21 protein-coding genes are annotated in these 25,411 nt (G+C 72.0%); 11 read left to right on the top strand and 10 right to left on the bottom strand.

Annotation, left to right across the window (positions count from 1 at the left end):
• Window positions 1-75: 75 nt before the first annotated feature.
• The 3 genes from ACQP00_RS05270 (at window position 76) to ACQP00_RS05260 (ending at window position 2,853) form a co-directional block, all read left to right on the top strand.
• Window positions 76-456: a nuclear transport factor 2 family protein gene (locus ACQP00_RS05270; protein ID WP_433215117.1), complete on the top strand. Its 381-nt coding sequence runs from the start codon at window positions 76-78 to the stop codon at window positions 454-456.
• A 210-nt stretch (window positions 457-666) separates the two neighbouring features.
• On the top strand, window positions 667-1,887 hold the full coding sequence (locus ACQP00_RS05265; protein ID WP_433215114.1) for a type VII secretion protein EccE: 1,221 nt from the start codon (window positions 667-669) through the stop codon (window positions 1,885-1,887).
• Between the two features lie 207 nt (window positions 1,888-2,094).
• The gene (locus ACQP00_RS05260) at window positions 2,095-2,853 is read left to right on the top strand and encodes a hypothetical protein (RefSeq protein WP_433215111.1); all 759 of its coding nucleotides are present in this window, start codon (window positions 2,095-2,097) and stop codon (window positions 2,851-2,853) included.
• Here ACQP00_RS05260 and ACQP00_RS05255 read toward each other — a convergent pair.
• Window positions 2,850-3,653, bottom strand: coding sequence for an SseB family protein (locus ACQP00_RS05255; protein WP_433215108.1), 804 nt, complete (start codon window positions 3,651-3,653; stop codon window positions 2,850-2,852). The two genes, ACQP00_RS05260 and ACQP00_RS05255, sit on opposite strands and share 4 nt — an antisense overlap.
• A gap of 152 nt (window positions 3,654-3,805) precedes the next feature.
• Here ACQP00_RS05255 and ACQP00_RS05250 point away from each other — a divergent pair, with 152 nt between their 5' ends.
• Window positions 3,806-4,393 carry a hypothetical protein gene (locus tag ACQP00_RS05250; protein WP_433215105.1) on the top strand — a complete coding sequence of 196 codons (588 nt, stop codon included), beginning with the start codon at window positions 3,806-3,808 and terminating at the stop codon, window positions 4,391-4,393.
• Here ACQP00_RS05250 and ACQP00_RS05245 read toward each other — a convergent pair.
• From ACQP00_RS05245 to ACQP00_RS05230, 4 genes are all read right to left on the bottom strand, one after another.
• Complete coding sequence (locus tag ACQP00_RS05245) at window positions 4,379-4,936, bottom strand: HD domain-containing protein (protein WP_433215102.1); 558 nt, start codon at window positions 4,934-4,936, stop codon at window positions 4,379-4,381. The two genes, ACQP00_RS05250 and ACQP00_RS05245, sit on opposite strands and share 15 nt — an antisense overlap.
• Before the next feature lie 60 nt (window positions 4,937-4,996).
• Window positions 4,997-9,193, bottom strand: a complete 4,197-nt coding sequence (locus ACQP00_RS05240; RefSeq protein WP_433223709.1) for a toxin glutamine deamidase domain-containing protein — start codon at window positions 9,191-9,193, stop codon at window positions 4,997-4,999.
• Window positions 9,194-9,559: 366 nt separating this feature from the next.
• Window positions 9,560-9,889 carry a hypothetical protein gene (locus ACQP00_RS05235; protein ID WP_433215099.1) on the bottom strand — a complete coding sequence of 110 codons (330 nt, stop codon included), beginning with the start codon at window positions 9,887-9,889 and terminating at the stop codon, window positions 9,560-9,562.
• Window positions 9,886-10,290: a YbaB/EbfC family nucleoid-associated protein gene (locus tag ACQP00_RS05230; RefSeq protein WP_433215096.1), complete on the bottom strand. Its 405-nt coding sequence runs from the start codon at window positions 10,288-10,290 to the stop codon at window positions 9,886-9,888. The genes ACQP00_RS05235 and ACQP00_RS05230 overlap by 4 nt, the downstream gene beginning before the upstream one ends.
• Window positions 10,291-10,392: 102 nt before the next feature.
• On the opposite strand from ACQP00_RS05230, the gene mycP reads away from it, so the two are divergent.
• On the top strand, window positions 10,393-11,889 hold the full coding sequence (gene mycP, locus ACQP00_RS05225) for a type VII secretion-associated serine protease mycosin (protein ID WP_433215093.1): 1,497 nt from the start codon (window positions 10,393-10,395) through the stop codon (window positions 11,887-11,889).
• A 66-nt stretch (window positions 11,890-11,955) separates the two neighbouring features.
• Here the strand turns inward: mycP and ACQP00_RS05220 are convergent, their stop codons facing one another.
• The 3 genes from ACQP00_RS05220 to eccCa form a co-directional block, all read right to left on the bottom strand.
• Window positions 11,956-13,419, bottom strand: coding sequence for a WXG100 family type VII secretion target (locus ACQP00_RS05220; RefSeq protein ID WP_433215090.1), 1,464 nt, complete (start codon window positions 13,417-13,419; stop codon window positions 11,956-11,958).
• 14 nt (window positions 13,420-13,433) lie between these two features.
• On the bottom strand, window positions 13,434-14,018 hold the full coding sequence (locus ACQP00_RS05215; RefSeq protein ID WP_433215087.1) for a hypothetical protein: 585 nt from the start codon (window positions 14,016-14,018) through the stop codon (window positions 13,434-13,436).
• Window positions 14,019-14,091: 73 nt separating this feature from the next.
• Window positions 14,092-18,045 (bottom strand): type VII secretion protein EccCa, encoded by a 3,954-nt coding sequence (gene eccCa, locus ACQP00_RS05210; protein ID WP_433215084.1) that lies wholly within the window; start codon window positions 18,043-18,045, stop codon window positions 14,092-14,094.
• 76 nt (window positions 18,046-18,121) lie between these two features.
• Here eccCa and eccD point away from each other — a divergent pair, with 76 nt between their 5' ends.
• Window positions 18,122-19,492, top strand: coding sequence for a type VII secretion integral membrane protein EccD (gene eccD, locus ACQP00_RS05205; RefSeq protein ID WP_433215082.1), 1,371 nt, complete (start codon window positions 18,122-18,124; stop codon window positions 19,490-19,492).
• A gap of 44 nt (window positions 19,493-19,536) precedes the next feature.
• Complete coding sequence (locus ACQP00_RS05200) at window positions 19,537-19,950, top strand: hypothetical protein (protein WP_433215079.1); 414 nt, start codon at window positions 19,537-19,539, stop codon at window positions 19,948-19,950.
• On the opposite strand, the gene ACQP00_RS05195 is transcribed toward ACQP00_RS05200, so the two are convergent.
• Window positions 19,934-20,749 (bottom strand): heavy metal-binding domain-containing protein, encoded by an 816-nt coding sequence (locus tag ACQP00_RS05195; protein WP_433215076.1) that lies wholly within the window; start codon window positions 20,747-20,749, stop codon window positions 19,934-19,936. The two genes, ACQP00_RS05200 and ACQP00_RS05195, sit on opposite strands and share 17 nt — an antisense overlap.
• Before the next feature lie 77 nt (window positions 20,750-20,826).
• Here ACQP00_RS05195 and ACQP00_RS05190 point away from each other — a divergent pair, with 77 nt between their 5' ends.
• Together ACQP00_RS05190 and ACQP00_RS05185 are read left to right on the top strand one after the other, a co-directional pair.
• On the top strand, window positions 20,827-21,624 hold the full coding sequence (locus ACQP00_RS05190; protein ID WP_433215073.1) for a TIGR02452 family protein: 798 nt from the start codon (window positions 20,827-20,829) through the stop codon (window positions 21,622-21,624).
• Window positions 21,625-21,833: 209 nt separating this feature from the next.
• The gene (locus ACQP00_RS05185) at window positions 21,834-22,946 is read left to right on the top strand and encodes an LCP family protein (RefSeq protein ID WP_433215070.1); all 1,113 of its coding nucleotides are present in this window, start codon (window positions 21,834-21,836) and stop codon (window positions 22,944-22,946) included.
• A 119-nt stretch (window positions 22,947-23,065) separates the two neighbouring features.
• Here ACQP00_RS05185 and ACQP00_RS05180 read toward each other — a convergent pair whose 3' ends face one another.
• Window positions 23,066-23,848 carry a hypothetical protein gene (locus tag ACQP00_RS05180; RefSeq protein WP_433215067.1) on the bottom strand — a complete coding sequence of 261 codons (783 nt, stop codon included), beginning with the start codon at window positions 23,846-23,848 and terminating at the stop codon, window positions 23,066-23,068.
• A gap of 143 nt (window positions 23,849-23,991) precedes the next feature.
• Between ACQP00_RS05180 and ACQP00_RS05175 the strand changes: the two genes are divergently transcribed.
• Together ACQP00_RS05175 and ACQP00_RS05170 are read left to right on the top strand one after the other, a co-directional pair.
• Window positions 23,992-25,275: a lipopolysaccharide biosynthesis protein gene (locus ACQP00_RS05175; RefSeq protein WP_433215064.1), complete on the top strand. Its 1,284-nt coding sequence runs from the start codon at window positions 23,992-23,994 to the stop codon at window positions 25,273-25,275.
• Entirely contained in the window at window positions 25,272-25,409 is a 138-nt protein-coding gene (locus ACQP00_RS05170) for a hypothetical protein (RefSeq protein WP_433215061.1), read from the top strand. The genes ACQP00_RS05175 and ACQP00_RS05170 overlap by 4 nt, the downstream gene beginning before the upstream one ends.
• Window positions 25,410-25,411 lie beyond the last annotated feature (2 nt).

Below are 25,411 nucleotides of genomic sequence, written 5' to 3'. Positions count from 1 at the left end.
AAACGGGGACATCCCCACTTACGCCCAGGCATCGCTGTTGGAGCGAAGCCGAGACCCTGGAGCCAAGGAGGACGCATGAGTCTCAGTCCCGAGGACCGGTTCGCCATCACGGACCTCATCAACCTGCACGGACACCTGGTCGACGCCGGCGACCACGAGGGCTTGCGGGCGGTGTTCGTGGAGGACGTACCGTACGACGTGACAGCGCTCGGCGGCGGCGTCCTCCACGGCCTGGCGGAGGGCCTCGCCGCCGCCGCAGCGATGGGCGACGCCGCGCCGGTCGCCCACCACGTCACCAACATCGTCCTCACCGAGCTCGCCGACGGCCAGGTGCGCGCCTTGTCCAAGGGCCTCGGCGTCCAGCGCGACGGCACGGTGGGCAGCGTGACGTACGACGACAGCATCGAACGCCTTGAGATCGGCTGGCGCATCGTCCACCGCATCGTCCGCCGGTGACCAGACCAGCCGCGAGCGGGTGATGACGTGGCGACGGGATCAGTCGTGATGGCACCGTCGGCAGGATCGAACGCCTAAAGATCGGCTGGCGCATCGTCCACGGCGTCGTCCGCTGGTGATCGGATCGGCCGCGCGCGGGTGATGATGTGGTGACGGGATCGGTAAGCTGCGATGCCGGTACGTGCCGGGACCGAGAGGGGACGGGGGCCGATGACAGAGGCGGCGGACCGTCCACAACCGCGGCGCCGAGCCGGGTACGTCGGCGGCGTGCACCTCGGGCGCCTCGTGCTGGCCGAGGCGGTCGTGCTCGCGATCGCCGCGCTGGTGCCGCACGGCCCGATCGCGACCGGGATCGCCGCCGTCGCCGGGGTCGCCGTCCTGCTCGTGGCCGTGCTGCGCCGCCGCGGGCGCTGGTGGCTGGAGCAACGGGCGCTGACCCGCGAGCACCACCGCCGCCGGGCCGCGACTTCGGTCGATGCGCTGCATGCCCTCGCGCCCGGGCTGGTGGTCCGCGAGGTGCCCGGGGCCACGGCTGACGGCCCGCGCGTCGGCATCGGGTGCGACGCCGGCGGGTGGTACGCCGCGGCCGTTCTCGGCGATGGGGCGTCCTTGCGGGGCGATGCGGATCCGGGTGTACCGCTGGATCTTCTCGCCCGTGTCCTGGACGACGAGGAGCATCCCGGCGCCGTAGTCCAGGTCACGACGGTGAGCGTCCCCGCGCCGCTGGTCGAGGCAGGTCAGGTCGCCGCCCGCTCGCACCGGGAGTTGCAGCACCTGGGTCCCGGCCCCGCACCGCTGGTCGAGGCGGGTCAGGTCGCCGCCCGCTCGTACCGGGAGTTGCAGCACCTGGGTCCCGGCCCGGCGCTGCCCGCCGAGCGCACCACCTGGGTCGCGGTCCGTCTCGACGCACGCGTCCGCGCGGAGGCGGGGCTGGCCGCGGAGTACGACGCCGAGCATGCCCCCGCACTCGTCGCCTCGCTGATCCGTAAGGCCGGGCGTCTGCTCCGGGACGCCGGGCTGGAACACCGCGTGCTGACGGGCGACGGGCTGACCGCCGCCCTGACTCGCGCCTGCGAGCTGGACGGCCCGGCGCCGCAGGAGGACTGGACGGCGTGGCGGTCGGGCGGGCTCGCACACGCCGTACTGTGGATGCGGACCTGGCCCCGGCTGGAGCACACCTCGGCGCTGCTGGAACACCTGCTCTCCCTGCCGTCCGCGGCTTCGGCGTCGTCGCTCATCCTGACCCTGGACGGCGGCGGCCTCGCACTGCGCGGCCTGATCCGCGTGTCGGCCCCCGCCCCGCTGCTGGAGGCGACCGCGCGCACCATCACCGAGGCAGCCGCGGCCGCGCACGCCGACCTGGTGCCCCTCGACGGCGAGCACGGCCCGGGCATGTACGCCTGCGCCCCAACCGGCGGCGGCGCGACATGAACCGACCGACACCACACATGCACCGGCGCAACGCGAGCCGGCCGACGCCACACCCGGGCGGCGCGACATGAACCGGCCGACGCCGCACATGAGTCGGCACAACGCGAGCCGGCCGACGCCGCACGTAGGCCGGCACGACGTCAGCGCCGAAGCTTCCCGCGGCGGGCAGACATGAACCGGCCGACGTTGCGCGTGGCCTGGCATGGCGTGAACGCTGAAGCTCTTCGGCAGATCCGCGGCGGCACCGGTCCGGCCGGGATGCTGCTCGGCGTGGACTACCAGCGTGAGCCGGTGCCGATCCGGCTGTTCCGGACCGAGCCGACCTACGTCACCCTGGTCGGCGGGGTCTGGGCGCTGCGCATCCTGGTGTTCCGCGCCCTGGCCCTGGGCGCCCGCGTGCTCGTGACGACCGCCGACCCGCGCCCGTGGCAGGGGCTCGGCGAGTGGGCCACCGGCCGCCCCGACCGACTGCTGCTCGGCCCCGCCCACCACCCGCCAGCAACGTCCAGCCCTCGAACGCCACTACTCGTCGTCACCGACGGAACGCAACACGACCACCAGCCACCCGCAACATCCACCCTCCGAACGCCACCGCGAACCGTCAACGACGAAACGCAACCGCGAGCCGTCACCGACGAGACGCAACCGCGAGCCGTCACCGAGGAAACGCAAGCGGAACTCGGCCCGTGGCAGACCCGGATCACGGTCGTACATGAGCTGACGCAAGAGCGCGCCAACACGCTTCTCGGCGCCGATCTGGTGATGCTGCAGCGGCTCACCGCGGCGGAGGCGGCGGTCGCGCGGGCGGCGGCCGGCACCGCGCTCAAGCTCAGTGCGCGCGACGCGAGCCGGCTGCAGGAGATGACCCCGGAAATGCTGGCGCTGCTCGGAGGCGGCGCCAACCGGTACGTCTGGCTCGCCCCGACCTCCATCGAGCAGCAGTTCCACGGCCCGCCCCAACGCTAGGACGCGGGGTGGTGGCGCTCGGGTGCGGCGGCGAGGATCAGACGGTACAACTGGGAAAGCATTTCGGGAGGCACCTCGATCCCGTTGCCGCTGCCCGGATTGATCCGCAGCCCCGCCCCGTCGCGCGGGCACGCGACGGCGATGTCGACGAACGGCACCGCGATCCAGTCGTGGTCGCCCAGTTCGGCCTGCAGGTGGGGCGGCGACGTGAAGGCGAGCACGATCGGCTGCCCGTCCGCGCGCTCGGTGCGCCACCACGCGAACTCGGGGTCGGTGACGTCGCGGGACACGTCCGTTCGCACCGCGGTCCAGTACTCGCCGGCCGCCGGCTCCCCCGGCAGCGGCAGGAGCAGTTGCGCATCGAGCAGGGCCGCAGTGTACCGCTCGCGGTCCTCCGCCGCTACCGCGCGCCGCAGCGCGTCGTCGAGCGGCCACCACTCCGCCTCCCACGGCGGCAGGGTGCGGACCGCGTCGGGCGTGAGGTACGCCTGCGCCGGCAGCCCCGGATCGACGGCGATGCCCCATCCTAACCCCGCGATGGCGTGCACCAACTCGAACAGCGGCCACCGCCGCACCGCCTCGACCTCCGGCGGCAGGTCAGAGGCCGAAGTCCAAGCCGGCACATAGGTCACCCCAGCCAGCGGCGACGTCGCCAGGCTGACCGGCTCCCGCCCCGCGGCCGCGCGCGCCGTGACCGGCAGATACAACGCCTCCGCGGACAGCGCCTCGAGATAAGCGACCTGGTCCCCGGCCGCCACCGCCGCCGCCACCGCCGCCATCGCCGGCCGCCAGGTGCCCATGCCGCCCAGCCTAGCCGCCACCGGCCCCCTCGCGGGCCCATCGAGGGACATCGCATCGACGCACTGCCTGCGATAATGCCAACCGCCGCGTTGGTACTGCGAGCAGCCCGCGGCCCGCAATCGTCCGACGTGCACACGGGGGAAGGGGCATCGTGAACGAGCCCGAGGAGTTCCGCGCGAGCTGGGGCCAGACCTGGCACACGTACGCCAAACCGTTCCTCGCCGCCAACATCCTGCTGGCGCTGCTGCTGTTCGTGATCGGCTGGATCATCGGCGGCTACGCCGGCATGGTCCTCGCGCCCGTCATCGGCGTGGGCGCCATCACGCTGTTCCAACGGATGGCGAGCCGGAGCCACGGCCTGCGGCTGTCCGACACCGGCGTGGAGTTCCTCCGCCGCGACGGCGTGATCGTGCGCATGCGCTGGCCCGACATCCAGGGCGTGGTCGTCATCAACCGCCGCTCCGGTACGGTCATCGCCCCCTACGGCGTTGGCCGCGCCGCCGCCCAGTCCGGCGTCGACATGTTCGCCGACGCCAACAGCGGCCCCGGCATCACCGGCATCGGCGAGGTGCTCGACCACCGCCAGGTCGAGGCCCAACGCCGGCACGGCCCGACCTGGGTGCCGCTGGCCGAGCCGCAGAAGGTGAACATGAGCCTGGCCATGATCGACCGGAGCTGGCCGCGGGACCGCATCGGCGACTGGTTCCGCCGGTACCGCCCGGATCTACTCCCGCGGTGACGACAGGTCGGCGTGCTCTTCCTGCCAGTCGCGGTACCACTCCTCGAACCACCCACGCCCGGCCGCGAGCGGCACAATGGTGGCGACGGTCTCGCGATAGTACGAGGCGCGCTTCTCGGGCCGCGGGTGCGTGCGCAACCGCTGCACATTGCTGAGCCGGTCGGCAAGCTTCACGGCCAGTGCGGCGTCGGGTGCGTTGCGGAGGCTCTGGAGGTACAACTGCCGGTCTTCGCTTTTTGTGACCCACCCGACGAGTTCCGCGACGCGTTCCCCGAAGCGCGCCCGAACCTCGTCGATCGTGGTGTCGGTGTCCTCGACGACATCGTGCAACACCGCCGCCCGCAACGTATCGGCATCGCGCACACCGATGGCGTCGACGAGCACTTCGAGCGCTTCCAGCAAATGCTCCACATAGGGCTCGCCGGCGGGCCGCCGCTGTTCCCCGTGCCGCTCAACAGCGAACGCGACGGCCACGTCGAGCTTGTCGAGCGTGCTTTCTTCGAGCCGTTCACCGAACCGCGCACGCAACACCGGCCAACCCACGGATCCGTCAAATGTGCGTAGCATCGCCGCCGCCTCCCCGCGCTTTCTTCCATCTTGGCGTCACCGCAGGCGCGCCTCCAAGTGTTCGAGCGCGGCGGCCTCGTTGAGCGCGGCCTGCGCCGCTTGCGCCTCGTTCTCGGTCGCTTTGTTCAATGCCGCGTGCGCGGAACGCGTGTTGAGTGCCGCGTGCGCGGAACGCGTGTTGAGTGCCGCGTGCGCGGAACGCGCGTTGAGTGCCGCATGGGCGGGCCGCGCGTTGAGCTCCGCGCCTATTGCCTGCATATCGGAAGCTTCGTCGGCTGCCGCACGCACCGCCTGCGCATCGGCGGCGGCGAGGCCGGCCTGATAGTCGAGCGCAACTGCCGCCCGAAGGGTGGAGAGGCGCAGCTCGAACACATATCGTTGGCCGCCGACCTCGATCCCGACCCGGAGCGGAACCTCAGGAATCAGCGCGTTCCCGGAGGCGTACATGTTGTCCACCCCCACGATCCGCCCACCGTCGCCGATCCCGAACGCCCGGACACAAGCGTGCAGAGCGCGCAACAGACTCCCGGTGTCGGCCACAACAACGCGAGCCTCAACAGCGTCGACGATATCGCCCACCCGCCGCGGCCCGTCCGCCCGCGCCACCTCTTCGAGCAATACGTCAGCGCTTTTGACCCGGCTGCTGTACCCGACCGGCTCGACGACTTCCCGCACCGCCCGATCGACTTCGACCCGGACCTCGCCGGCGAGCCGATCCGCGTACTCCCGCACCAGACGCACCTCATCCACGCTCGGATGCGCCCCCACACCCCGAGCGGGATCGTCGGCCTCGTCGACATAGCGCATCAGCCGGCTGTACTCGCTCCCGTCCACGACGACGGTGTTGACCCAGTCGGGAATCGCCTCGTACAGCGGCCCCTGCCCGGGATGCTCCGCCCGGAACCGCTGCAGATCCCCGTCGTACGCGGCCAGCGTCTCCCCCCGAGCCATCTCATCGAGATGCCGCTGCACTTGTTCCCGCAGTACAGGCTCACGCAGTGGACCGGTATCGCGAATGGGCAATCCCGGCTCGGCCGATTCGGTGTGATGCTGAACCGGCGCCGGATTGAGCGGCTCCCCGCGTGGATCGAGCGCGATCGACCAGACTCCGGTGACGTTCTCGCGGTACATCGGCCCGTGGTCCGAAACGATCCCCCGCTGCAGATCCGCCCACACAATGTCCCCACGGATATTCAGCGCATTGAACGCGTGCCCCTCACCGGTCTCGCCCCACCGAAGCACCACGATCGCCCCCGACCCGGCCCCGGCCGCGCGCAACTGCCGCTCAACCGTCGCGAAGCCGGTGTGGTCGTACCCGTGCATCTCCCACTGCCCACCGGTCCACTCAGCAATACGCTCGGCCCCTCGATGCTCACCCCCGACGAGCGGATCGCGCATGGCCCCGGCGACGGTGGGCTCACCGTAATGATTGGCGATGACGGCCATGGCAACATCGGGACAGTTGTTGTTCCGCCCCGGCTCCCGATACCCGCCGTCGTTGACTTTCTGCGCCCATTCCCCGTCACGTACGTCCGGCTGCACGACGGGCCGGCCGGCATCGTCTCGCGGAAAGCGCTCCTCCAACGCCAGTACGTCCTGCGCACTGGGCTGACGCATGTCCTCCCCCGACCGGGTCTCCCCGACGCTCTGCTCCCCAACCCGCCCCACCAACTCCGGCGGCCGCTGCCCTGCGGCTCCGTCCCCTGACGAAGACGCCTCGTGCGGTGGCCGCTGCCCCGCGGCTCCGTCCCTTTGTGAAAAAGCCTCGTGCGGCGGCCGCTGTCCCGCGGCTCCGTCCGGCGGTTGGTGGAGCGGCGCGGAGGTTTCATGGGTCGCGGAGGTCGGATCGCTCGACCGAATGCCGAACTCCCGCACGAACGCCTCACACGACGAACAGGCCGGCGCAAACTCCCCGTGCTGCTGCCGAGCCCCATCCCCGATCCAATGCGTGGACACAACCCCATCGCGAAGCTGCGCGCGCGCGTAGCTCGAAAACTCCCCGGGCCGCCCATCCACATGCCACTGCCGCTCAAGCGCGTACAGCTTGTCGGACACCAACACCACCTCGGCACACTGCCCGTGATGCAGCCCGATCCGCCGACCGGGATCCCGCTCAGCCGCCGCCCGAATCTCGTCAAGAACCCGCTGCGCCTCCGGATGCACACGGCGCTCCCCCGCCGCCGGCACACTCGTATGACTGCGAACGGCGTGTTCGTCAGGCGTCACCAACGCACCGGCAACCCGCGCTCGCCCCTTGCTCCCAACCCCTTCACCGTCCATCCGCGCCCGAGCAGCATCGGCGAGATCGCGAGCAGACCGATCGGCAGCAGACCGACCCTCGGGACTCCCAGCCTCCCCGTCGAACCGCCGCGACGCCCCCTCGAAGCCCCGGCCCCGCTCCCCACCCGCCGGCGCCGCCCCGTCGCCCCCACCGACCCGAACCGGCACATCATCAAGCCGACCAAGCGAAACACCGACGGCCGCCACATCCTCAACCGTCCGATGCCGCCCACCTTCGCCGTGCTGCGACGAACCTTCATGCACAGTCGCGTGCCCGACCGCCCGCGCATGCTCGCCGCCCTGACTGCCCCACGACCCATCGGCGACCCAAGCCCTGCCGTCGTCAACGTGACCGCCACGCACGCCACCGTCACCGCCACGCAGGCCACCGTCACCGCCACGCAGGCCACCGTCACCGCCACGCAGGCCACCGTCACCGCCACGCAGGCCAGCCACGGCTCCGCGGTCGCCGGTGTCCATGCCGTGCGAGCCGCCGTCCATCGTGCGGGCGCCGTCCGTTGTGCGGGCGCCATCCATCGTGCGGGCGCCATCCATCGTGCGGGCGCCATCCATCGTGCGGGCGCCGTCCGTAATGCGCGGACCATTCTCGGTGGCCCGGCCGCCGGTATCCGCCACGTGGTTGCCCGAGCTGTAGCCGCCGGTGTCCACCAGCTCGTGTCGACCGATGGCCGTACCGTTGACGTCCACCATCGCGTGTCGGCCGACGCTCGTCTCGCGGTCCGTAGCGTGCGGACCGCTGCCACTCTCGACAGCCGCGTTGCCAGCCCGGGACGTGACCAGGTCACCACTGCCACGTGGACCCGCGCCGGGATTCGAGTCCGCGAGGCCGGTGATCGAGCCGCCAGCCCGGTTGTCCGAAGCACTCCGAACGATCGGTTGACCGTCCCCCGCAGTGTAATCCGCCCGTACGACACTTTCTTCGGCTCGATTGTGGGTCGGCTCGGCGGCGTGGGTGGACGGGGCCTTCGGGCTGCGAAGCGCGCCGATGCCGCCCATCCCCCCGCCCATCGCGGCCCCGGACAGGAAGGTCTCCCACGTGATGCCGCGCGTGGTGTTCTTCCAGCTCCAGTCGCCCGTCGTGAAGCCGGTCGTCAGCATCATCGAGGCGGGCATGATCAGAGCGTTCGAGGCCCCGTGCACGCCCGCGTTGGCCGCGATGCGGGGCAGGCGGCCGGTGATGGGCAGGCGGACGAAGTTCAGCGGAAAGGTCAGCGCCCCGGTGACCGCGCCCGAGACCAGGCTGTTCAGCAGTGAGCCGGTGTCGAGCTCCGTGCGACGCCCGTCGGCGATCTGGAATTCTTGGGCCAGCCAGTCAGTTCCAACCGAAAACGCTATCTGTTGTACCTCATGTGCGACGAACCGCACGACCAGCTTACGAACGATTTCCTTACCCAGCGAGGCAATCAGCCGCTGCAGTACGCGCCCGGCGATGGTCCGGGCAGTGGCCACCGCCGCGCCCGCTGCCGCTTCCGAGCCGCCGAGGGTGAACGGCGCGAGGAGCTGGCAGATCAGCACCGTGATGACGGTGAGAATGAGCGTGATAACGAGGACGAGCTTCGCGTACTCGATCTCCAGGGCGGCATTCTCGGCCGCCGTCGCATAGTTGAGCGCGATGTCGGCGATCTGCGGAAGGCCGTGCTGAGGGCCGACCGCCAGCGCCGACCAGTACGCGTTGAAGGCCGCCCCCGCGTCGCCGCCCCAAGCCTGAGCGACCTGCATGGCCACGGTATCGGCGTTGTTCAGCAGGGCGTTGAGATCCTCCCCGAGGTCCTGCCAGGCCCGGGCCAGCTCACGCAGCTCGTCCTCGTTGCCGTCCGGCCAGGCCGAACCGCCCCCGATGACGCAAACGGCGTCCCACAGCCAGTCGAGGGGATGCAGGTCCGGCTTCTCAATGGCCAACGCGCCACCACGCCAAGTCGCCGCGAACGCCACGGTCAACACACCACCGCGCCGAGTCGTCGTGAGTGACGCGGCCAACGCACCACCGCGCCGAATCGTCGCAAGTGACGCGGCCAACGCACCACCGCGCCAAGTCGTCGTGCGCGACACGGCCAACGCGCCGCCGCGCCAAGTTATCCGGAACGATGCGGCCAACGCGTCGGCGCGCCAAGTCCCGAGCCACGTGTCCGATGCGACGCCGCGTCACGTCCTGACCCGCATGACCGACGCGGCGCGGCGGCAGGTTCAGGGCCACGTGGCCGACGGGACGCCGCGTCACGTCGTGATCCGCGTGATCGACGCGGCGCCGCGGCAGGTTCAGGACCACGTGGCCGACGCGACACCGGGTCATGCGCCGGGTCATGGCTTGAACCAGGCGGCGGTTAGGTCATCCAAGTCGACAACTCCTTGGACGCCCTCGCGGACCTGTTCGCCCAGTCGGGCCAGGGCGAGGACCATGCTTTGGCCGGCATCCAGGACGCTGGTGCAGGGTGGGTGCTCGCCCTCCGCATAGTTCCTGTTGAAGGTGCGTCCCGGCTCGTCATCGCCCCACGGGCGGGCGGCGTTGAGTTGCTCGATCCGGGCTCGTACGGTGCGCCACTGTTCGAGCATCGTCTCGCCCAAGTCGGTCAGTTGCGAGGCGGCGGTGAGGGCTTGGGCGGGGCTGACCGCGGTACCGTGGAGGCTCATCGCTTCTCCTTGTCCTCGGCGAGCAGCCCGAGCTCGGCGTCCAGCCGGTGGGTCATGCCCTGCAGGTCGAAGGCCAGGTGGGCCTGCACGTCCGACTCGGCCAGGAACGGGCGGCAAGCAGCGCTGACCTGCGCCATGGCCTCGGCGGCGGCCGCCTGGATGGTGCTGGTGATCGACTGCGCGAGCTGCCGCGAGTCCGGGCGGCGGTAGACCCGCGGGTCGATGTCGAGCCTGACGAGCTGGCCGCGCGGGCCGACGACGGCGGTGATGAGGCCGTCGTCCGACGTGGCGGTCGCGGTGATGGCCTGGAGCCGCTGCTGCAACGCGCCCATGCCGCCGCGCATCCGCTCGAGCTCGCCGAGCAGCTCGTCGGCGCGTGCCCGGAGCGCACGGTTATCCAAAGTGCCCTCCCCGTCACAGCCTGTCCATCCGTACGATAATCGACACGGATGACACGCCACCAGTGTTCATCGATGTCGTGAGGGGACGCCGACGTGCCGCGCTTGGGTGCCCTCGCCGCCATCGTGGCCCGCGCTGTCGTCGCCGCCGCCGTCGTGGCCGCCCGCGCCATCCGCACGGCAGTCGCGGGCCGCACCGCCGTCGCCGCTCGCGCGACCGTGGTCAGTCACGCCGCCGTGGCCGCAGCCGCCCGCGCCGTGGTGGCCGTAACCGCCCGCGCCGTCGTGGCCGCAGCCGCCGTGGCCATCGGGGCCCTGCTCGTCGCGCCCCACCCCGCCGTCGCAGGCCCACCCCCACCCGGCGTCTGCGATCGTCCAGCCGAGCCAGGCGAGGTGGTCAAGGAGACGCCCTGGCCACAAAGGACATTCGGCACCGACCGGATCGCGCCCGCCGCCGACGGCAAGAACATCACAGTCGCGGTAATCGACTCCGGCGTAGACGCGGCCCACCCGCAACTCGCAGGCCAGGTCCTGACCGGGTTCGACTTCCTACGCGATGCACCAGGCGCGGATTTCGACTGCACCTCCCACGGTACAGCCGTAGCCAGCCTCATAGCCGCAAGCCCAACCCCCGGCGTCGGCTTCGCGGGGTTGGCGCCCGGCGCGAAGATCCTTCCCATCCGCGTGTCCGACCGGGAAGAGGGCACGACCGGCGAAGCGGCCACGCCGGAAGTGTTTGCCAAGGCTATCCGGTACGCCGCGGATCAAGGCGCCCGCATCATCAACATATCGCTGAGCCTCGATCGCGATTATCCCACTGTCGCCGCGGCCGTCGACTACGCCATCCACGGTAAGGGTGCGCTCGTCGTCGCGGCGGTCGGCAATCACCATGTGGCCGCGACACCCCCGCCGATCGGCGCGGCGCAGGCGGCGATGGCGAACGATCCGGCGTCGTACCCCGCCAATTATCCCGATGTCCTCGGCGTCGCCGGCATCAACCAGGACGGCACCCGGCTCGACGAGTCACAGATCGGCACTTACGTCGACATAGCCGCCCCCGGCAATCTTGTGCTCGGGGCGACACGCGAACGCGGCCACCAGTACTGGAAAGGCACAAGCTTCGCCGCCCCGCTCGTCAGTGCCACCGCGGCCCTCGTGTGGTCGGCCGAGCCCGGCCTGTCGAACGCCGACGTGGCCTGGCGACTCGAGGCGACCGCGGACCGGATGGCCGGATCGGCACGCAGCCCCGAGTTCGGGTACGGCCTGATCGACCCCACCCGCGCCCTCTCCGAACACCCGCCGCGCCCCGAAACGGCCGCCACCCCGCCGCCGATCCCACCCGCCCACCAGGACCCGGCAACCGCGGCGAGGAACGACCGCTGGCGGACCACAGGCCACATCGCCGCCCTGACCGGCCTCGGCCTCCTACTGGCGGCGGGTCTCGCCCTCACCATGCGCACAGCGGTACGACACGGCCGGAACCGCGACAAGGCCAGGCCTAAAAGACATCGAGATCCGGACACCGAGCCGGAAGACGACTTCTACGCCCTACCCACCCCTTCAGATACCGCCAAACCACGCACATCCCCCGTCAGGCGATAAGTCCGAAATGTCGCGTCGGCTCGGCCACGAGCCGACCGACATTTCGCCCCCCACACAGCGACCCTCTCACCCCTCCGCCAATCCAGGCCTATCAATAACCCCGCGAGGCCGCTCCACCGCCCAAAGCCCCTCATCCGAAGCCGAATCCCCCCGCGGCAAAGGCGAAACCCCACCACCCCGCCGCCCAGCAAGCCGTTCCCCCGCACCCCGTCCACCCATCCGCTCGCCCTCAGGACCGACGTGACCGGAAGGACCAGCAGAACCAGAACGACCAGCCTGCCCCCGCTGGCCGCCCAGCCGCGGCGGCACCGGAGGTCGAGGCGCCGGCGGCGTCCGCTGCACCCCCGGCCGCGGCATCTCCTCCGCCACGTTCGGACCGTGCACCGCCCCCGGTCGCCGGCCCTTCGAGCCGCGCAGATTGGGGTTCCCGCCCATCGGCGGCATCGGTGGCCGCGGCGCGCCCGCGTCGGGCGGGGCGGGACGCAGGCCGGAGAGGTTCGGGCGCATCCCGCCAGGGCCGAGCCGCTGCGTGCCGGCCGCCGGATCGAGACCGGTCGGCCCACCCGGCATTCCAGGAACAGCACCGACGCCCGGCAGGAACGGCATGCCAAGGACAGGCGGCAAGGTCGGGACAACCGGGGGTACGACCGGAGGAACAACCGACGGCACCGGGGGAGCCACCACACCCCCGGCCAGAATCAGGTGATCATCCGGGAGGCCCGGCATCCCAGTAACAGACCCCGGCGGCAAAGCCGGAGACGGCGGCACCAGAGCCGGCGGACGCAACAGCGGCGGCGGCGGGATGTGCCCGGCCGGGCCGCCCCCGCCCGAGAAAGTCGGCGGCACCGCGACCGCCGCGTTCGTCGGGCCCTTGTACCGCGACCCGTGCGTCAGGAAATTGAAGTACACGTTGAGGTACGTGTCAGCGAGGTCCTTCACGTACGGCTTGATCTGTTCCGTGTAGTGCTTGACCAGCCGTTGCTTGCGCGCGTCCTCGCTCTCCACGATCGAGTAGCCGCCCGCCTTGCCCGTCGTGACGTTGGACTGGCTCTGTTCCGAGCCGGGCACGCTTCCGGGGTTCTTGATCGCCGCCACGTACTCGTTCCACACGGCGAGCGCGCGGCGCTGGTTGTACTTGATGGTGCTCGCCAGCACGTCCAGGCCCGTCGCGTTGGTGTGGGCGACCTCTTTCCACTCGTCGATCGAGGACAGTGAGGCGCCGATCTCCCGCAGGAACACCTGGGACGCGTCGGAGCTCCAGGTCGCGGCGAGCTCGTCGGTGTACCGGCGCAGATTGCGGCCCGTGTTGTCCAGCAGGGTGTGCACCCGGCGCCACATGTCGGCCAACGCCGTCGCCCGGGCGTCCGAGTCGATCTGGATCCACGGCCACATCAGCTCGATGGTCGTCGTCTCGGCGTCCCACGGGGTCGGGGTGTAGTCGACGATCTGCTTCGAGGGGTCGTAGTTGTCGTAGTGCGACACGCTCGGGGGCAGCGTGTACTTCACGTACCCGTAGTACTGGTCGGCCATCGGACTCCCCCGTCTCAGCGCTGCCGCAGCGGGTCTTCGGGGGCGCCCATCATGTCGTTCTCGTTGCTGTGCACGGCGTAGGCGTTGCCGCCCTCGCCCACCGTGAAGCCCTCGTCCCATGAGTTGAAGTACGAGCCGGCGATCGGCGAGGAGGCAGGAGCGGCAGCAGCACCAGCAGCACCGGAGGTCGCGGACTGCACCGTCGAGCGGCCGTCACCGGGCCAGAACACGTCATAGACATCGTCGACGTTGGCCCGCCCGACGTCGTCCCCGCCGAGGTACTCGTAGTAGATCCCCAACGCCGCCTGCGCGATCGCCTGCAGGCTGTACGAGACGTCCTGCAGCATCTCACCCGTCGCCGCGAGCGCGTTGGCGTGCACCCCGCGGTACAACTTGGCTTCACCGAACCCGGCGAACGTCGACTGGACCTTCATCATCGGCAGCACGCCGTCGCGCAGGTTGGTGTTGAAGTCGTCGATCTCCTTGCCGACCAGCTGCACGTAGTCGCCGAGGCTGGTCACGTTGACCTTGATCGGCGAATGGTCGACCGGCGCCCAGGAGTCGTGTCCCGGTTTCGGCCCGTACTCGTCAGTGGCCATCTCGCCCCTCCCCGCCAGCCGATCGACCTCACTCAATCATACCGGTCCACGCACGATCGGTGACCATCGTTCATCAGGCCGGCGGCGGGCGCCACGCCAGCTGGACCAGCCGGCCGCCCTCGCGGCGGGTCACGTAGTACCCGCGGCCGGGCGGCTGGTGGGCCGAGCGCACGTTGCCGAGCAGGGCGCCCTCGTCCCGCTCGCCGGACAGCAGCACCCCGGGCGAGCCGAGTTCGCGCAGGCGCATGAGCACCGGCTCGTACAGCGCGCGGCTGGCCCCGCCGGTCCGCCGGGTCAGGATGAGGTGCAGCCCCACGTCGCGGGCCTGGCTGAGGAAGTCCAGCAGGGGCGTGATCGGGTTCGTGGTGCCGCCGGCCACCAGGTCGTAGTCGTCGACCAGGACGTACAGCTCGGGCCCCTTCCACCAGCCGCGGGTGCGCAGCTGCTCGAGCGTCACGTCCGGCCCGGGCAGCCGCGCCTTGAGCACCGACACCACCTCGGCCATGATCGTCTGGGCGGTCGGCGCGGAGGTGCCGGTGCCGATGAGGTGCGGGCTGTCGAACGCGCCCAGCAGGCTCCGGCGGTAGTCGACCACGATCATCCGGGCCTCGGTCAGCTCGTACCGGTCGATGATCGACTGCCCGAACGCCCGCAGGAACGCGCTCTTGCCCGCCGCCGAGTCGCCGAACAGCAGGAAGTGCGGGTCCTGGGCGAAGTCGACCCAGACCGGGTTCAGGTCGGCCTCGGCGATCCCGATCGGGATGCCGGGGCGCTCGCGATCCGTGACGGGCAGGCTCTCGTACGGCAGCATCGCCGGCAACAGCCGCACGGGCGGCGCCCCCGCGGCGGGCCAGGCCTGACGGATCTCGCCGACCAGCTTCTCCACGCCCTCGGCCAGGTCCTCGGCGCCCGCCTGCCCGTCCACGCGCGGGAGCGCACCGAGGAACTGCAGGCCGCCGGGGACGACGCCACGGCCGGGCGCGCGGTCGGGCACGTTCGTCGCCGCGCGCCGGTCGAGCTGGGAGTCGCCGGGGTCGCCGAGGCGCAGTTCGAGCCGGCTGCCGAAGAGGTCGCGGATCGCCGGTCGGACGTCGTTCCAGCGGGTCGCGGCGGCGATGACGTGCACGCCGTACGTGAGGCCGCGGTTGGTCAGGTCGTTGATCGTCCCCTCGAGATCCTCGAAGTCCGAACGGATCGTCGACCACCCGTCGACCACCAGGAACACGTCGCCGAACGGATCGTCGGCGTGCTGCCCGGCGCGGCGGGCCCGGCGGTAGGCGGCCATCGAGTCCACCGCCGCCGTGGCGAAGCGCCGCTCCCGCTCGGCCAGCAGCACGTTGAGCTCGGCGATCGTGCGGCGCACCGCGCCCGGGTCGAGCCGGGTGGCGACCCCGCCGACGTGCGGCAGCTCGCGCAGCGCGCCGAGCGCCCCGCCGCCGAAGTCGAGGCAGTAGAACTGCGCCTCGCGCGGGGTGTGCGCGAGGGCCAGGCTGAGGATCAGGCTGCGCAGGACCGTGCTCTTGCCGCTGCCCGGGCCGCCGACCACGACCGCGTGCCCGGCCGACCCCGCGAGCTCCCACCACAGCGGGTCGCGGCGCTGGTCCAGCGGCCGATCGACGATCCCGAGCACCGCCCGCAAACCACCCCGAAGAGCCTGCTCTTGTACCGTCAAGCCGCGCTCGTCATCCACGACGCGCGCCGGCAGCAGGGCGTCGAGGGTGGGCGATTCGTCGAGCGGCGGCAGCCACACCTGGTGCGCGGGCGTGCCCTTGCCCCGCATCCGCTCGACCAGGATGTCGAGCAGGCTCTCGCCGACGGCGCCCTCCTCCTCGACGACGTCGGCCGGCTCCTCGGTGACGGGCGGCGCGACGTACCCGCCGACGTAGTCCCGCACGACCGGCCCGTGCCCCGCCGCGGCCAGGGCGACGGCGCCGTCGCGGCGGTACACGCCGGAGACGTACGCCGCGCGGAAGCGCCGCAGCGGCTCGGTGCCGAAGCGCAGGTACCCGTGGCCCGGCGAGCGGGGCAGCTCGAACGCGGCCACGTCGCCCAGCACGATGCGGCTCTCCACCGCCGAGAACGTGCGCAGGCCCATGCGGTACGAGAGATGCGTGTCAAGGCCCCTGAGGCGCCCCTCCTCCAACCGCTGCGAGGCGAGCAGCAGGTGCACGCCCAGGGATCGCCCGACCCGCCCGATCTGCACGAACATGTCGATGAAGTCCGGCTTGGCGGTGAGCAGCTCGCTGAACTCGTCGCAGATGATGAGCAGGCTGGGCAGCGGGGCGAGCGGGACGCCGGCCGTGCGGGCCTTCTCGTAGTCGCGCTGCGAGGCGTAGTTGCCCGCCTTGCGCAGCAGCTCCTGGCGGCGCAGCAGCTCGCCGTTGATGGCGTCGGTCATCCGGTCGACGAGGGGCAGCTCGTCCGCGAGGTTGGTGATCACCGCGCTGGTGTGCGGGAGCACGTCGAGCTTGGTGAAGGTGGCGCCGCCCTTGAAGTCGACCAGCACGAAGTTGAGCACCTCGGAGCTGTGCGTGACGGCGAGCGCGAGCACCAGTGTGCGCAGCAGTTCCGACTTGCCGGAGCCGGTCGCCCCGATCAGCAGGCCGTGCGGGCCCATGCCGTCCTGGGCCGACTCCTTGAGGTCCAGCTCGACCATGGTGCCGTCGGGCGACCAGCCGATCGGCACGCGCAGGCGGTCCCGCTGCGGCCGCGGCACCCAGTGCCGGGCCGGGTCGTAGTCGCCGGGCGGGCCGAGCTCCAGCAGCTCGGCGAGGTCGACGGTGCCGCCGGTGCGCGGCTCGGTGCGCGCGGCCGCGGCCAGCCGCAGCGGCGCGAGCTGCAGGGCCAGGCCCTCCATCTCGGCCGCGCTGAGCCCGTCGGCCCGGCCGACCTCGGCCCGGCCCTCGAAGGTACTGCTCGCCAGCGCCCCGTCCGCCGCGATCTCCAGCACCAGGGCGGTCTGGTCGAGCAGCCGCGGCGGCGCGGTGGACAGATCGAGCACCGTGACGCCCTCGACCCCGCCCTCGGTCATGAGATGGTCGGAGCCGAGCACGTCACCGCCGTCCAGCACGACGATCACGTGCGGCCCGCCGACCCGCTCGGCCCCGCTGACCGGGTTGAACCGCGGCCGCGCGCCGAGCACGTCGTCGAGCATCGCCTCCAGGCCAGGCACGTTGGCCGAGATCAGCCGCAGCCGGCCCAGCGCGTCGTTGCGGCTGGGATGCAGCGCGTGCGGCAGCCACTTGGCCCACTCCCAGTGGCCCGCGTTGGCCGGGGCGGTGCACACCGCCACGAGCAGGTCGTCCGGGGCGTGGAAGGCGACCGCCTGGGCCAGGATCGCGCGGGCCAGGGCGCGGGCGCGGTCCGGCTCGCCCCGCAGGTGCACCCGGGCGAACCCGTCGAGGGCCATCACGATCGGCAGGTCGTCGACGGTCGCGTACGTGGTCATGAACCGGCGCAGCGCGACCGCGCACATCGGGTCGAGGTCCTCCAGCGGCCGGCTGGCCGGCGGCACCAGCGGCGTGGCGAGCTCCTGCGGCCCCCGCGCGATCCGCACCATGCCGAAGTCGGCGTCCGCGGGCCGGCGCTCCCACAGTCGCTGGCCGGCCGGGATCGACCAGAGCGCTTCGGGGTCCGGGTAGCGGTACAACAGCGTCGCTCTTTGCTTCTGCCCGGCCCGGCGCACCTGGCGCCGCCGCTGCGCGAGGTGGCGCAGGTAGTCGCGCCGGGCGATGAGCATCTGCTGCCGGCCCGGCCCGGCGCTCTGGCCGAACTGCGAGGCCAGCATCCCGATCGCCGACAGCCCGAACATCGCCCCGGTCAGGTAGGCCAGCGGCCCGCCGCGCTGCCCGGCGAACATCAGCGCCATCGCGCCCGAGCCGGCCAGCATCGGGATCACCATGAGCATCTGCGCCCAGCCGCGCCCGGTCGGCGCCGGCACCTCGGGCGGCGGCTCCAGGAGCACCTCGCCCGACGGGTACTCGGGCCCGGCCCGCCGCGCGGGTCGCCGGCGCACGACAGTGCTCACGCGAGCCATGCTAAACGGCGGGCTGCTACGTTGGGCACCTTCGATCGAGCGGCGACGGCAGGGAGCACGGGGATCGATGGCCGAGAACGTTGGTGCCGGGCTGGCTCGCGTCGTCCTCGCCGCGCCGAAGCGCCGCCTCGACCTCGCCCTGCCGGTGCAGATCCCGCTGGCCATGCTCATGCCCGGAGTCCTGCCGCGGGCCGGCGAGTCGCTGGCCGACGACGGCCTCGACCACGGCGGCTGGGTCCTGCGCCGCACCGACGGCAGCACCCTGGACATGGGCCGGACGCTGGCCGCCCAGCACGTCCACGACGGCGAGCTCCTGCACCTCGCGCCCCGCTACGAGGAGTGGCCCGAGCTCGAGTACGACGACGTGGTCGACGCCATCGCGGCCGGCGCCCGCCGCTACGGCACGCCCTGGACCCCCGCCGCGACCCGCGTCACCGGCCTGGCGACGGCCGTGCTGCTGCTCCTGGGCACCCTCGCGCTGCTCCTGCGGGAGGGCCTCGGCGTGGCCGCCCTGGTCATCGCCGCCTTCCTGCTGGCCGCCGGTTTCACGGTCCTCCGCACGCTGCCCGACGCGACCGCGGGCGCCACGCTGGGCGCGGTGGCCCTGCCCTACGCCTTCACCGGCGGCCTGCTCCTGCTGGCCGGCGACGAACCGCTGCTCCGCCTCGGCGCCCCGCATCTGCTCACGGGCGCAGGCGCGCTGCTGATCGCGGCGGTGCTGGGCTTCCTCGCGATCGGCGCCGCCGTCCGCCTCTTCGTGGCCGGCATCGCCATCGGCGCGCTGGGCGTCCTCGCGGGCCTGCTGGGCCTGAGTTCCCTGGGCGCCCCGGAGTGCGCGGCGGCCGTGGTCGGTTTGCTGGTACTGCTCGCGCCCGCCCTGCCCCTCGCCTCCGTCCGGCTGGGCCGGGTGCCCGTGCCGCAGCTCCCCCGCACGACCGACGACCTGGTGCACCAGGACCCGCCCCCGCCGGCCGCCGCGACGTACGCGACGGTGGCCCGCGCGGACGAGATCTTCACCGGCCTGCTGCTGGCCTTCGCGGTGCTCAACCTCGTGTCGTTCTGGCTGATCGGCCGCGCCCCCGGCGTCGTGACGGCCCTGCTGGTCGGCGTGGTGGCCGCGGCGAACCTGCTGCGGGCCCGCCTCTTCACCACGGTGCGGCACCGGCTTCCCCTGCTGCTGACCGGCCTGGGCGGGGTGGCCGTGCTGCTGGCCCGGCTGCTGGACGCCGGCGTGGCGGTGCAGATCGGCGCGGTGGTGGCGCTGCTGCTGGTGGCGGCGCTGACGGTGGCCGCGGGGATCCGGTACAGCGGGCGGCCGCCCTCGGTCTACCTGGGCCGCGCGGCGGACCTCCTCGACGTGCTGCTGGTGCTGGCCACGATCCCGATCGTCGGCCAGGTGCTGGGCGCCTACGCGTGGGTCCGCGGCCTCGCCGGCTGACGCGGGCCCGGACCGTCGCGGCGCCGCACACGTACCATGGGCGCGTGAATCCCGAGTCCCACCTGGACCTGGAGCTCGTCGCGGCGCGGTTGCGGCAGGGCGCCGACGATCTGTCGCTGTTCGGCGGGATGCTCATCGCCGTGCTGTCCGCCGCGCTCCCCGCGCACCTGGTCGAGGTGCGGCGGGAGGGGCGGCTCAAGGCGCGGCTCGGCGGCCGTGAGCCCGCGGTGCTCGCGGTGCACGTGGACCTGGACGGCCGGCGGTTCGAGATCGAGCGGGACGGCGTGGGCGCGCGGCCCGTCACCGTGATCCGGCACGTGTCGCGCGGGGTGGTGCTGTCCACCGAGACGTGCAACGCCGACGCCTGGTGCCGGGCGCTCACCGGGGAGCTGGTGCGCGTCGCCGGCGCCGACTCCGCCGCGGTCGAGGCCCTGCAGCGGCTCACGTCAACGGCATGACCATGGTCGGGTGCTCGGGCTGGGCGTCCGGGTGCAGGCGGGCGACCGCGGTGCCCATGGCGAAGAACTCGATCGCGTGCTGGCCCCACTCCCAGGCGGACTCCTCGACGCTCACCCCCACGATGCCGTCGGCCTGCAGCAGCTGACCCTCGTACTGCATCCGGTCCATCGCGATCTCGCGGGCGTCGTAGGCGGCCTGGGAGAAGTTGGTCAGCTCGACGTTCTGGCCCACGTTGGACAGCATCTGGCGGAAGGTCATGTGCGCGATGTGGTACACGCACGTGCCCAGCACCAGCCCGCGCGGCAGCCAGCCGTGCCGGTGCAGGGTCCAGAAGTCCTGGCCGCTCAGGTGCGAGGTGAACGGGCGGCCCGCCGGCGTGCGGTAGGACTGGCCGTTGCTGGACTTGATCGCGGTGCCGACCGCGACGAACTCCAGGACGTCCGAGGCGAACGCGTAGTTGAGCGAGCGGATGCGCACGCCGATCACACCGTCGGCCCCGAGCGCGTCGGCCTCGCTCTCCATGCGGGCCATGGCCAGCTCGCGGCACTGGTACATCGCCTGGCTGAGCACCTGCAGCTCCTGGCTCACGCTCCAGCGCGAGGCCTGCACCCCGACGTGGTAGATGCAGGTGCCCATCACCAGGCCCAGCGGCTCGAACCCGGTCTGCGTGGTCAGCACGAACTCGTTGACCGACAGGTCCGAGGTGAAGAACGGCTTGCTGCCCTGCTGGGTCCGCCCCAGGCGCGCGCGGGCGCTCTCGGGAAGCTGCTGGGGGCGCTGGGAGACCGGTTCGCTCATGTCTTCGCACGATAGGGCCGGTCGGGGCCGCACTACTGTGTCGTTTGTCAGGGGTACCCCTTGCTACGGTGTCGCCCGTGAGTGGCCGCCTGCGGGAGATCGCCCGGCAGACCGTGGCGATCGCCGAGCGGGGCGACTACGTGAACACCCGCGGCGCGCGCGTCGATCTGGCCGCGTCCGTGCGCGCGGCGATGGCCGGCACCCGGCTGATCGCACCGGACGAGCCGGTCGCGGCGGGCACCCCGGCTGCCGCCGTCGGCGTCGAGGTGACGCATGAGTCGACGCTGGCGGCCGCGCGCCGGGTGGGTGCCGGTGCGGCGACCCTGGTCTTCGCCTCGGCCAAGAACCCGGGCGGCGGCTTCCTCGGCGGCGCGGTCGCGCAGGAGGAGAGCCTGGCCCGCGCCTCGGCCCTCTACGCCTGCCAGCGCACCGCCCCGGCGTTCTACGGGTTTCACCGCCAACAGCGCGATCTCCGGTACAGCGACCACGTCATCTACTCGCCGCAAGTCCCGTGCTTCCGCGACGACAAGGGCAACCTGCTGGACGAGCCGTTCGCGACGAGCTTCCTCACGGCGGCCGCCCCGAACCTCGGCGCCCTGCTGCGCAACCAGCCCGCGGACGCCGGCGACGTGCCGGAAATCCTGCGCCGGCGGGCCACGCGGGTGTTGTCGGTGGCGGCGGCGTACGGCCACCGGACCCTCGTCCTCGGCGCCTGGGGCTGCGGCGTCTTCCGCAACGCGCCGGCCGACGTGGCGCGGGCCTTCGCGGTGGCGCTGGAGCGGGTGCCGTGCTTCGACCGCGTCGTCTTCGCGATCTACGACCGCCTGCCGCGCACGCCGGTGCATCGGGCCTTCGCCGACGCCTTCCCCGGCTAAAAGGGGCTTTTGCCAAATTTCACCTTGATCAATGTGGCCTATTTCACGCAATGATTTCTGGGAACTGCCGCGCGCTGGAGAGTGGACGCGGTACCGGCTATCGTGCTTGAACGAACGCATCGACGTGAATCCGTGGATGACGAGTTGTCATGCATCGCACGCGGATTGTGATGGCGCGATAGGCGAGACAATCGGGGGCGACGTCGGCAATGTCCACCTATACGAGATCGGATGCACCGCGCGACAACTTCGGCGATGAGACGGCGGAGGTCGACGCACCGGTCAAGGCGCCGAAAAAGCGCAAGGGCTTCCGCGGGCTGGCCCGGTGGAAGCGGGCCCTCATCATCATCGGCATCGTGCTGTTCACGTTCGTCGGCGGCGGCACGGCGGCGGCGTTCGGGCTGCTGTCGCGGTACGAGGGCGCCGTACACCACGACGATCTCATGGGCGACGCCGCCGCCCCGCCCGCCGTCACCGAGGAGCACTGGGAGGGCGGCCCGCTGAACTTCCTGCTGCTGGGCTCCGACTCCCGGGCCGGCGAGACCGACAAGGGCGTGGTCGCGGGCGAGCGCTCGGACACGATCATGCTGGTGCACATCTCGGCCAAGCGGGACAGCGCGACCATCATCTCCATCCCGCGCGACAGCTACGTCATGATCCCGGAGAGCAAGGGCCGCAAGGCCGGGATGAACAAGCTCAACGCGGCCTTCGCCTTCGGCGGGGCGCCGCTGGCGGTGAAGACGGTCAGCCAGCTCACCGGAATCACGCTGGACGGCGCGATGATCGCCAGCTTCGCCGGCATCCGCACGATGGTGGACGCGGTCGGCGGTGTGGAGGTGTGCCTCGACTTCGACGTCAAATCGACCTTCTCCAACACGACGTGGAAGAAGGGCTGCCAGCAGATGGACGGCAAGACCGCCGAGGAGTTCATGCGCAACCGCAAGAGCGTCCCCGGCGGCGATTTCGGCCGCATGCACGACCAGCAATTGGTGGTGCGGGGCATCATCAACAAGGTCTCGAAGGGCGGGCTGCTGGAAAACCCGCTCGCCTTCGACAAGCTGCTCATCACCGCGGCGCAGTCGCTGACCATCGACAAGACCATCGACCTGCGCGCGCTGGCCGCCTCGGTGAAGAACATCCGGCCGGACAACGTGAAGTTCGGCACCGTGCCGTACTCCAACGACGACCTCAAAACCAGCGCCGGCTCGGCCGTGCAGCTCGACGAGGCACAGTCGAAGGAGCTCTTCGACGCGATGCGCAACGACGCCATGGACGCCTTCTTCGCCGCCCACCCGGCGCCGTCAGACAAGCCGGTCGCCTGATCACCGCCACGCGAACCGATCGGCTGCGCACCCCGGCGCGGGCCGGTCGGCTGGCCACCACCGCACGGGCCGGTCGGCTGGTCGCCGGATCGCGAGGCGCGGTGCCGGCCAGGCGGGCGTCAGCGCCAGCCGGGGCCCCAGAAGTGCTTGTTCGCGAGCCGGGCGAAGGACTGCACGGCGGCCAGCCGCTGCCGGACCCAGTCGCGCATCGTGTCGCCGCGGCGGCGCAGCAGGGCCCGCTGCATGGCCAGGCCGGTGCCGATGGCGAGGCCGGCGAGGGCGCCGCCGGCCAGGTACGGGCGCCACGGGACGGGCTCCGGTTCGACCGGCACGATGGCCGCCTGCCGGGCCGCGAGCTCCAGCCGCAGCGGCGCGGGGTCGTTCGGCGGCAGCGGCTCGGCCTTGGCCGCCTCGACGAGGGCCTCGCCGATCGCGTCGGCGATGCGGGCCGCCCGGCCCCGGTCGGCGTCGCGCACCTCGATGTCGATGAGCGTCGTGTTGAGCGGCGACCAGGCGGCGATGTGCGCGCCGAGCTCGTCCGGCGACCAGCCCAGTGCCAAGGCGCGGCTGACCTGGCCGGTGATCGCGGTGCTGGTGGCCTTCTGCGCGTACCCGCGGACCCGCGACTCGATCAGCCGCTCGTCGGCGCCGAACGCGTGGCCGATCGCGACCGCCGAGGTGGCGTCGACGGTCGGCCCGGCCTCGGCGGCGATGGCCGGCGCCAGCATCGCCTGGGCGCTCGGCCGGACCGGCGTGAACGTCACGATCAGTTGCAGGTGCGCGTGGAACTCCGGGGTGCGCGCGGCCGCCAGCAGCCCGGTCGCCGCGGTGCCGAGCACGGCGAACGCCGCCACGCTTCGCCAATGCGTCAGCGCCGAGCGGACGAACAGGGTGCCGGACATCGGACTCCATCAGCGGGCTGGACGCGGGACGGTCACAGGCTACAGGCGCGTCTCACCGGTTGCGGCGACGTTCTTTGCTCCGGTACAAAGGTTCGGCGCGCGACAGGGGGAGATCGCGCATCGACGGCGGCAGGTATTCGGCTGTGTTGAAGTACGCCCGGCTCGCCCTGCGGCCCGCACCGCTCTTCATGGCCTCGCTCGCCCTGACCGGCCTCGCCTCGGTGGGCACCGTCGTGCTGCCCGCCACCGAGCGCGGCGACCTGGCCGCGACGATCGTCGGCGCAACGCTCGGCGCGGCGATCGGCGGCTTCTCGATCGACACCTTCCTGCTGTCCCGCCCGGCCGGCTGGGTGCTCGACCGCGGCCGCCGCTGGATCATCCTGCTGCTCATCGGCTGCGTGGTGGCGTCGGCCGGGGTGGCCGCCGCGCTGATCGCCGTCGAGGGCATCGGCGACTACCGCAACGCGATGGCCGGCGCGGCTGCACTGACCGTTTTCAATGCCGGATCTTCTCTGGTACTGCGACTGAAGCGCTTCGTCTTCGTATACGGCACGCGCGCCGTCGCCGGTGCCGCCCTCATCGCCGGATATGCGGTCCTCTATCTGCGGGGCGACCGCTCCGGCGAGCATTGGAGCGCCGTGTGGCTGGGATCACAGCTGCTCGCGGCGCTCGGCCTGGCCATCGCGGTGCTGCGCCAGGCCCGCGGCTTCGGGCTGGACCCGTCCGGCTCCGGTCCGGTGCCCCCGCGGTTGCTGCCGGGCGATCGGACCCGGGACGTGGCCACCATCGGCAAGCTGCACCTGGGCATCTGCGCGCAGATGCTCACCTTCCGGCTCGACCAGATCATCCTGGCCCGGTTCGCCGGCTCGGGCGCGCTCGGCGTCTACGCGCTGGCCGTCGCGGCGATGGAGTTCGCCCAGGCCGGCGCGGTCATCACCGCGCAGCGCATCCTGGCCGACCGCGGCGCCGGCGAGGACCGGACCCCCTCGGCGGGCCCGATCGTGAAGGCGGCGCTACCGGTGGGCGTCCTGTGCACCGTCGCGCTGGCCGGGCTGGGCTGGCTCGCCCCCGGGTACCGGGAGGCCTGGCTGCTCGGCCTGATCCTGCTGCCCGGCACCATCGCCACCACGCTGGGCAAGGCGTGGTCGGCGGCGCTGCTCAAGCAGCGGGGCGAGCAGGCGACCACGGTCGTCGCGCTGATCGCCCTCGCCGCCGCGGTCCCGACCTACCTGGTGCTCATCCCGCTGATCGGAGCCGTCGGCGCGGCCGCCGCCTCCTCGGTCGTCTACGGCATCCACGCGGCCGGCTCGCTGGTGAGCCTGCGCCGCCGCAAGTCCCTGGTCCCGGCCACGAGCGAAACGGGGCCGTCGGTACGGCCGCCGCCTCCTCGGTCGTCCACGGCATCCACGCGATCGGCTCGCTCGTGAGCCCGCGCCGCCGCAAGCCCCTGGTCCTGGCGGCCGCCGCCTCCTCGGTCGTCCACGGCATCCACGCGGCCGGCTCGCTGGTGAGCCCGCGCCGCCGCAAGTCCCTGGTCCCGGCCACGAGCGGAACGGTGTAGCG

Source organism: Dactylosporangium sp. CS-047395, assembly GCF_050942185.1.
Classification (GTDB): Bacteria; Actinomycetota; Actinomycetes; order Mycobacteriales; family Micromonosporaceae; genus Dactylosporangium.
This window is presented reverse-complemented; position numbering and strand designations above follow the sequence as displayed.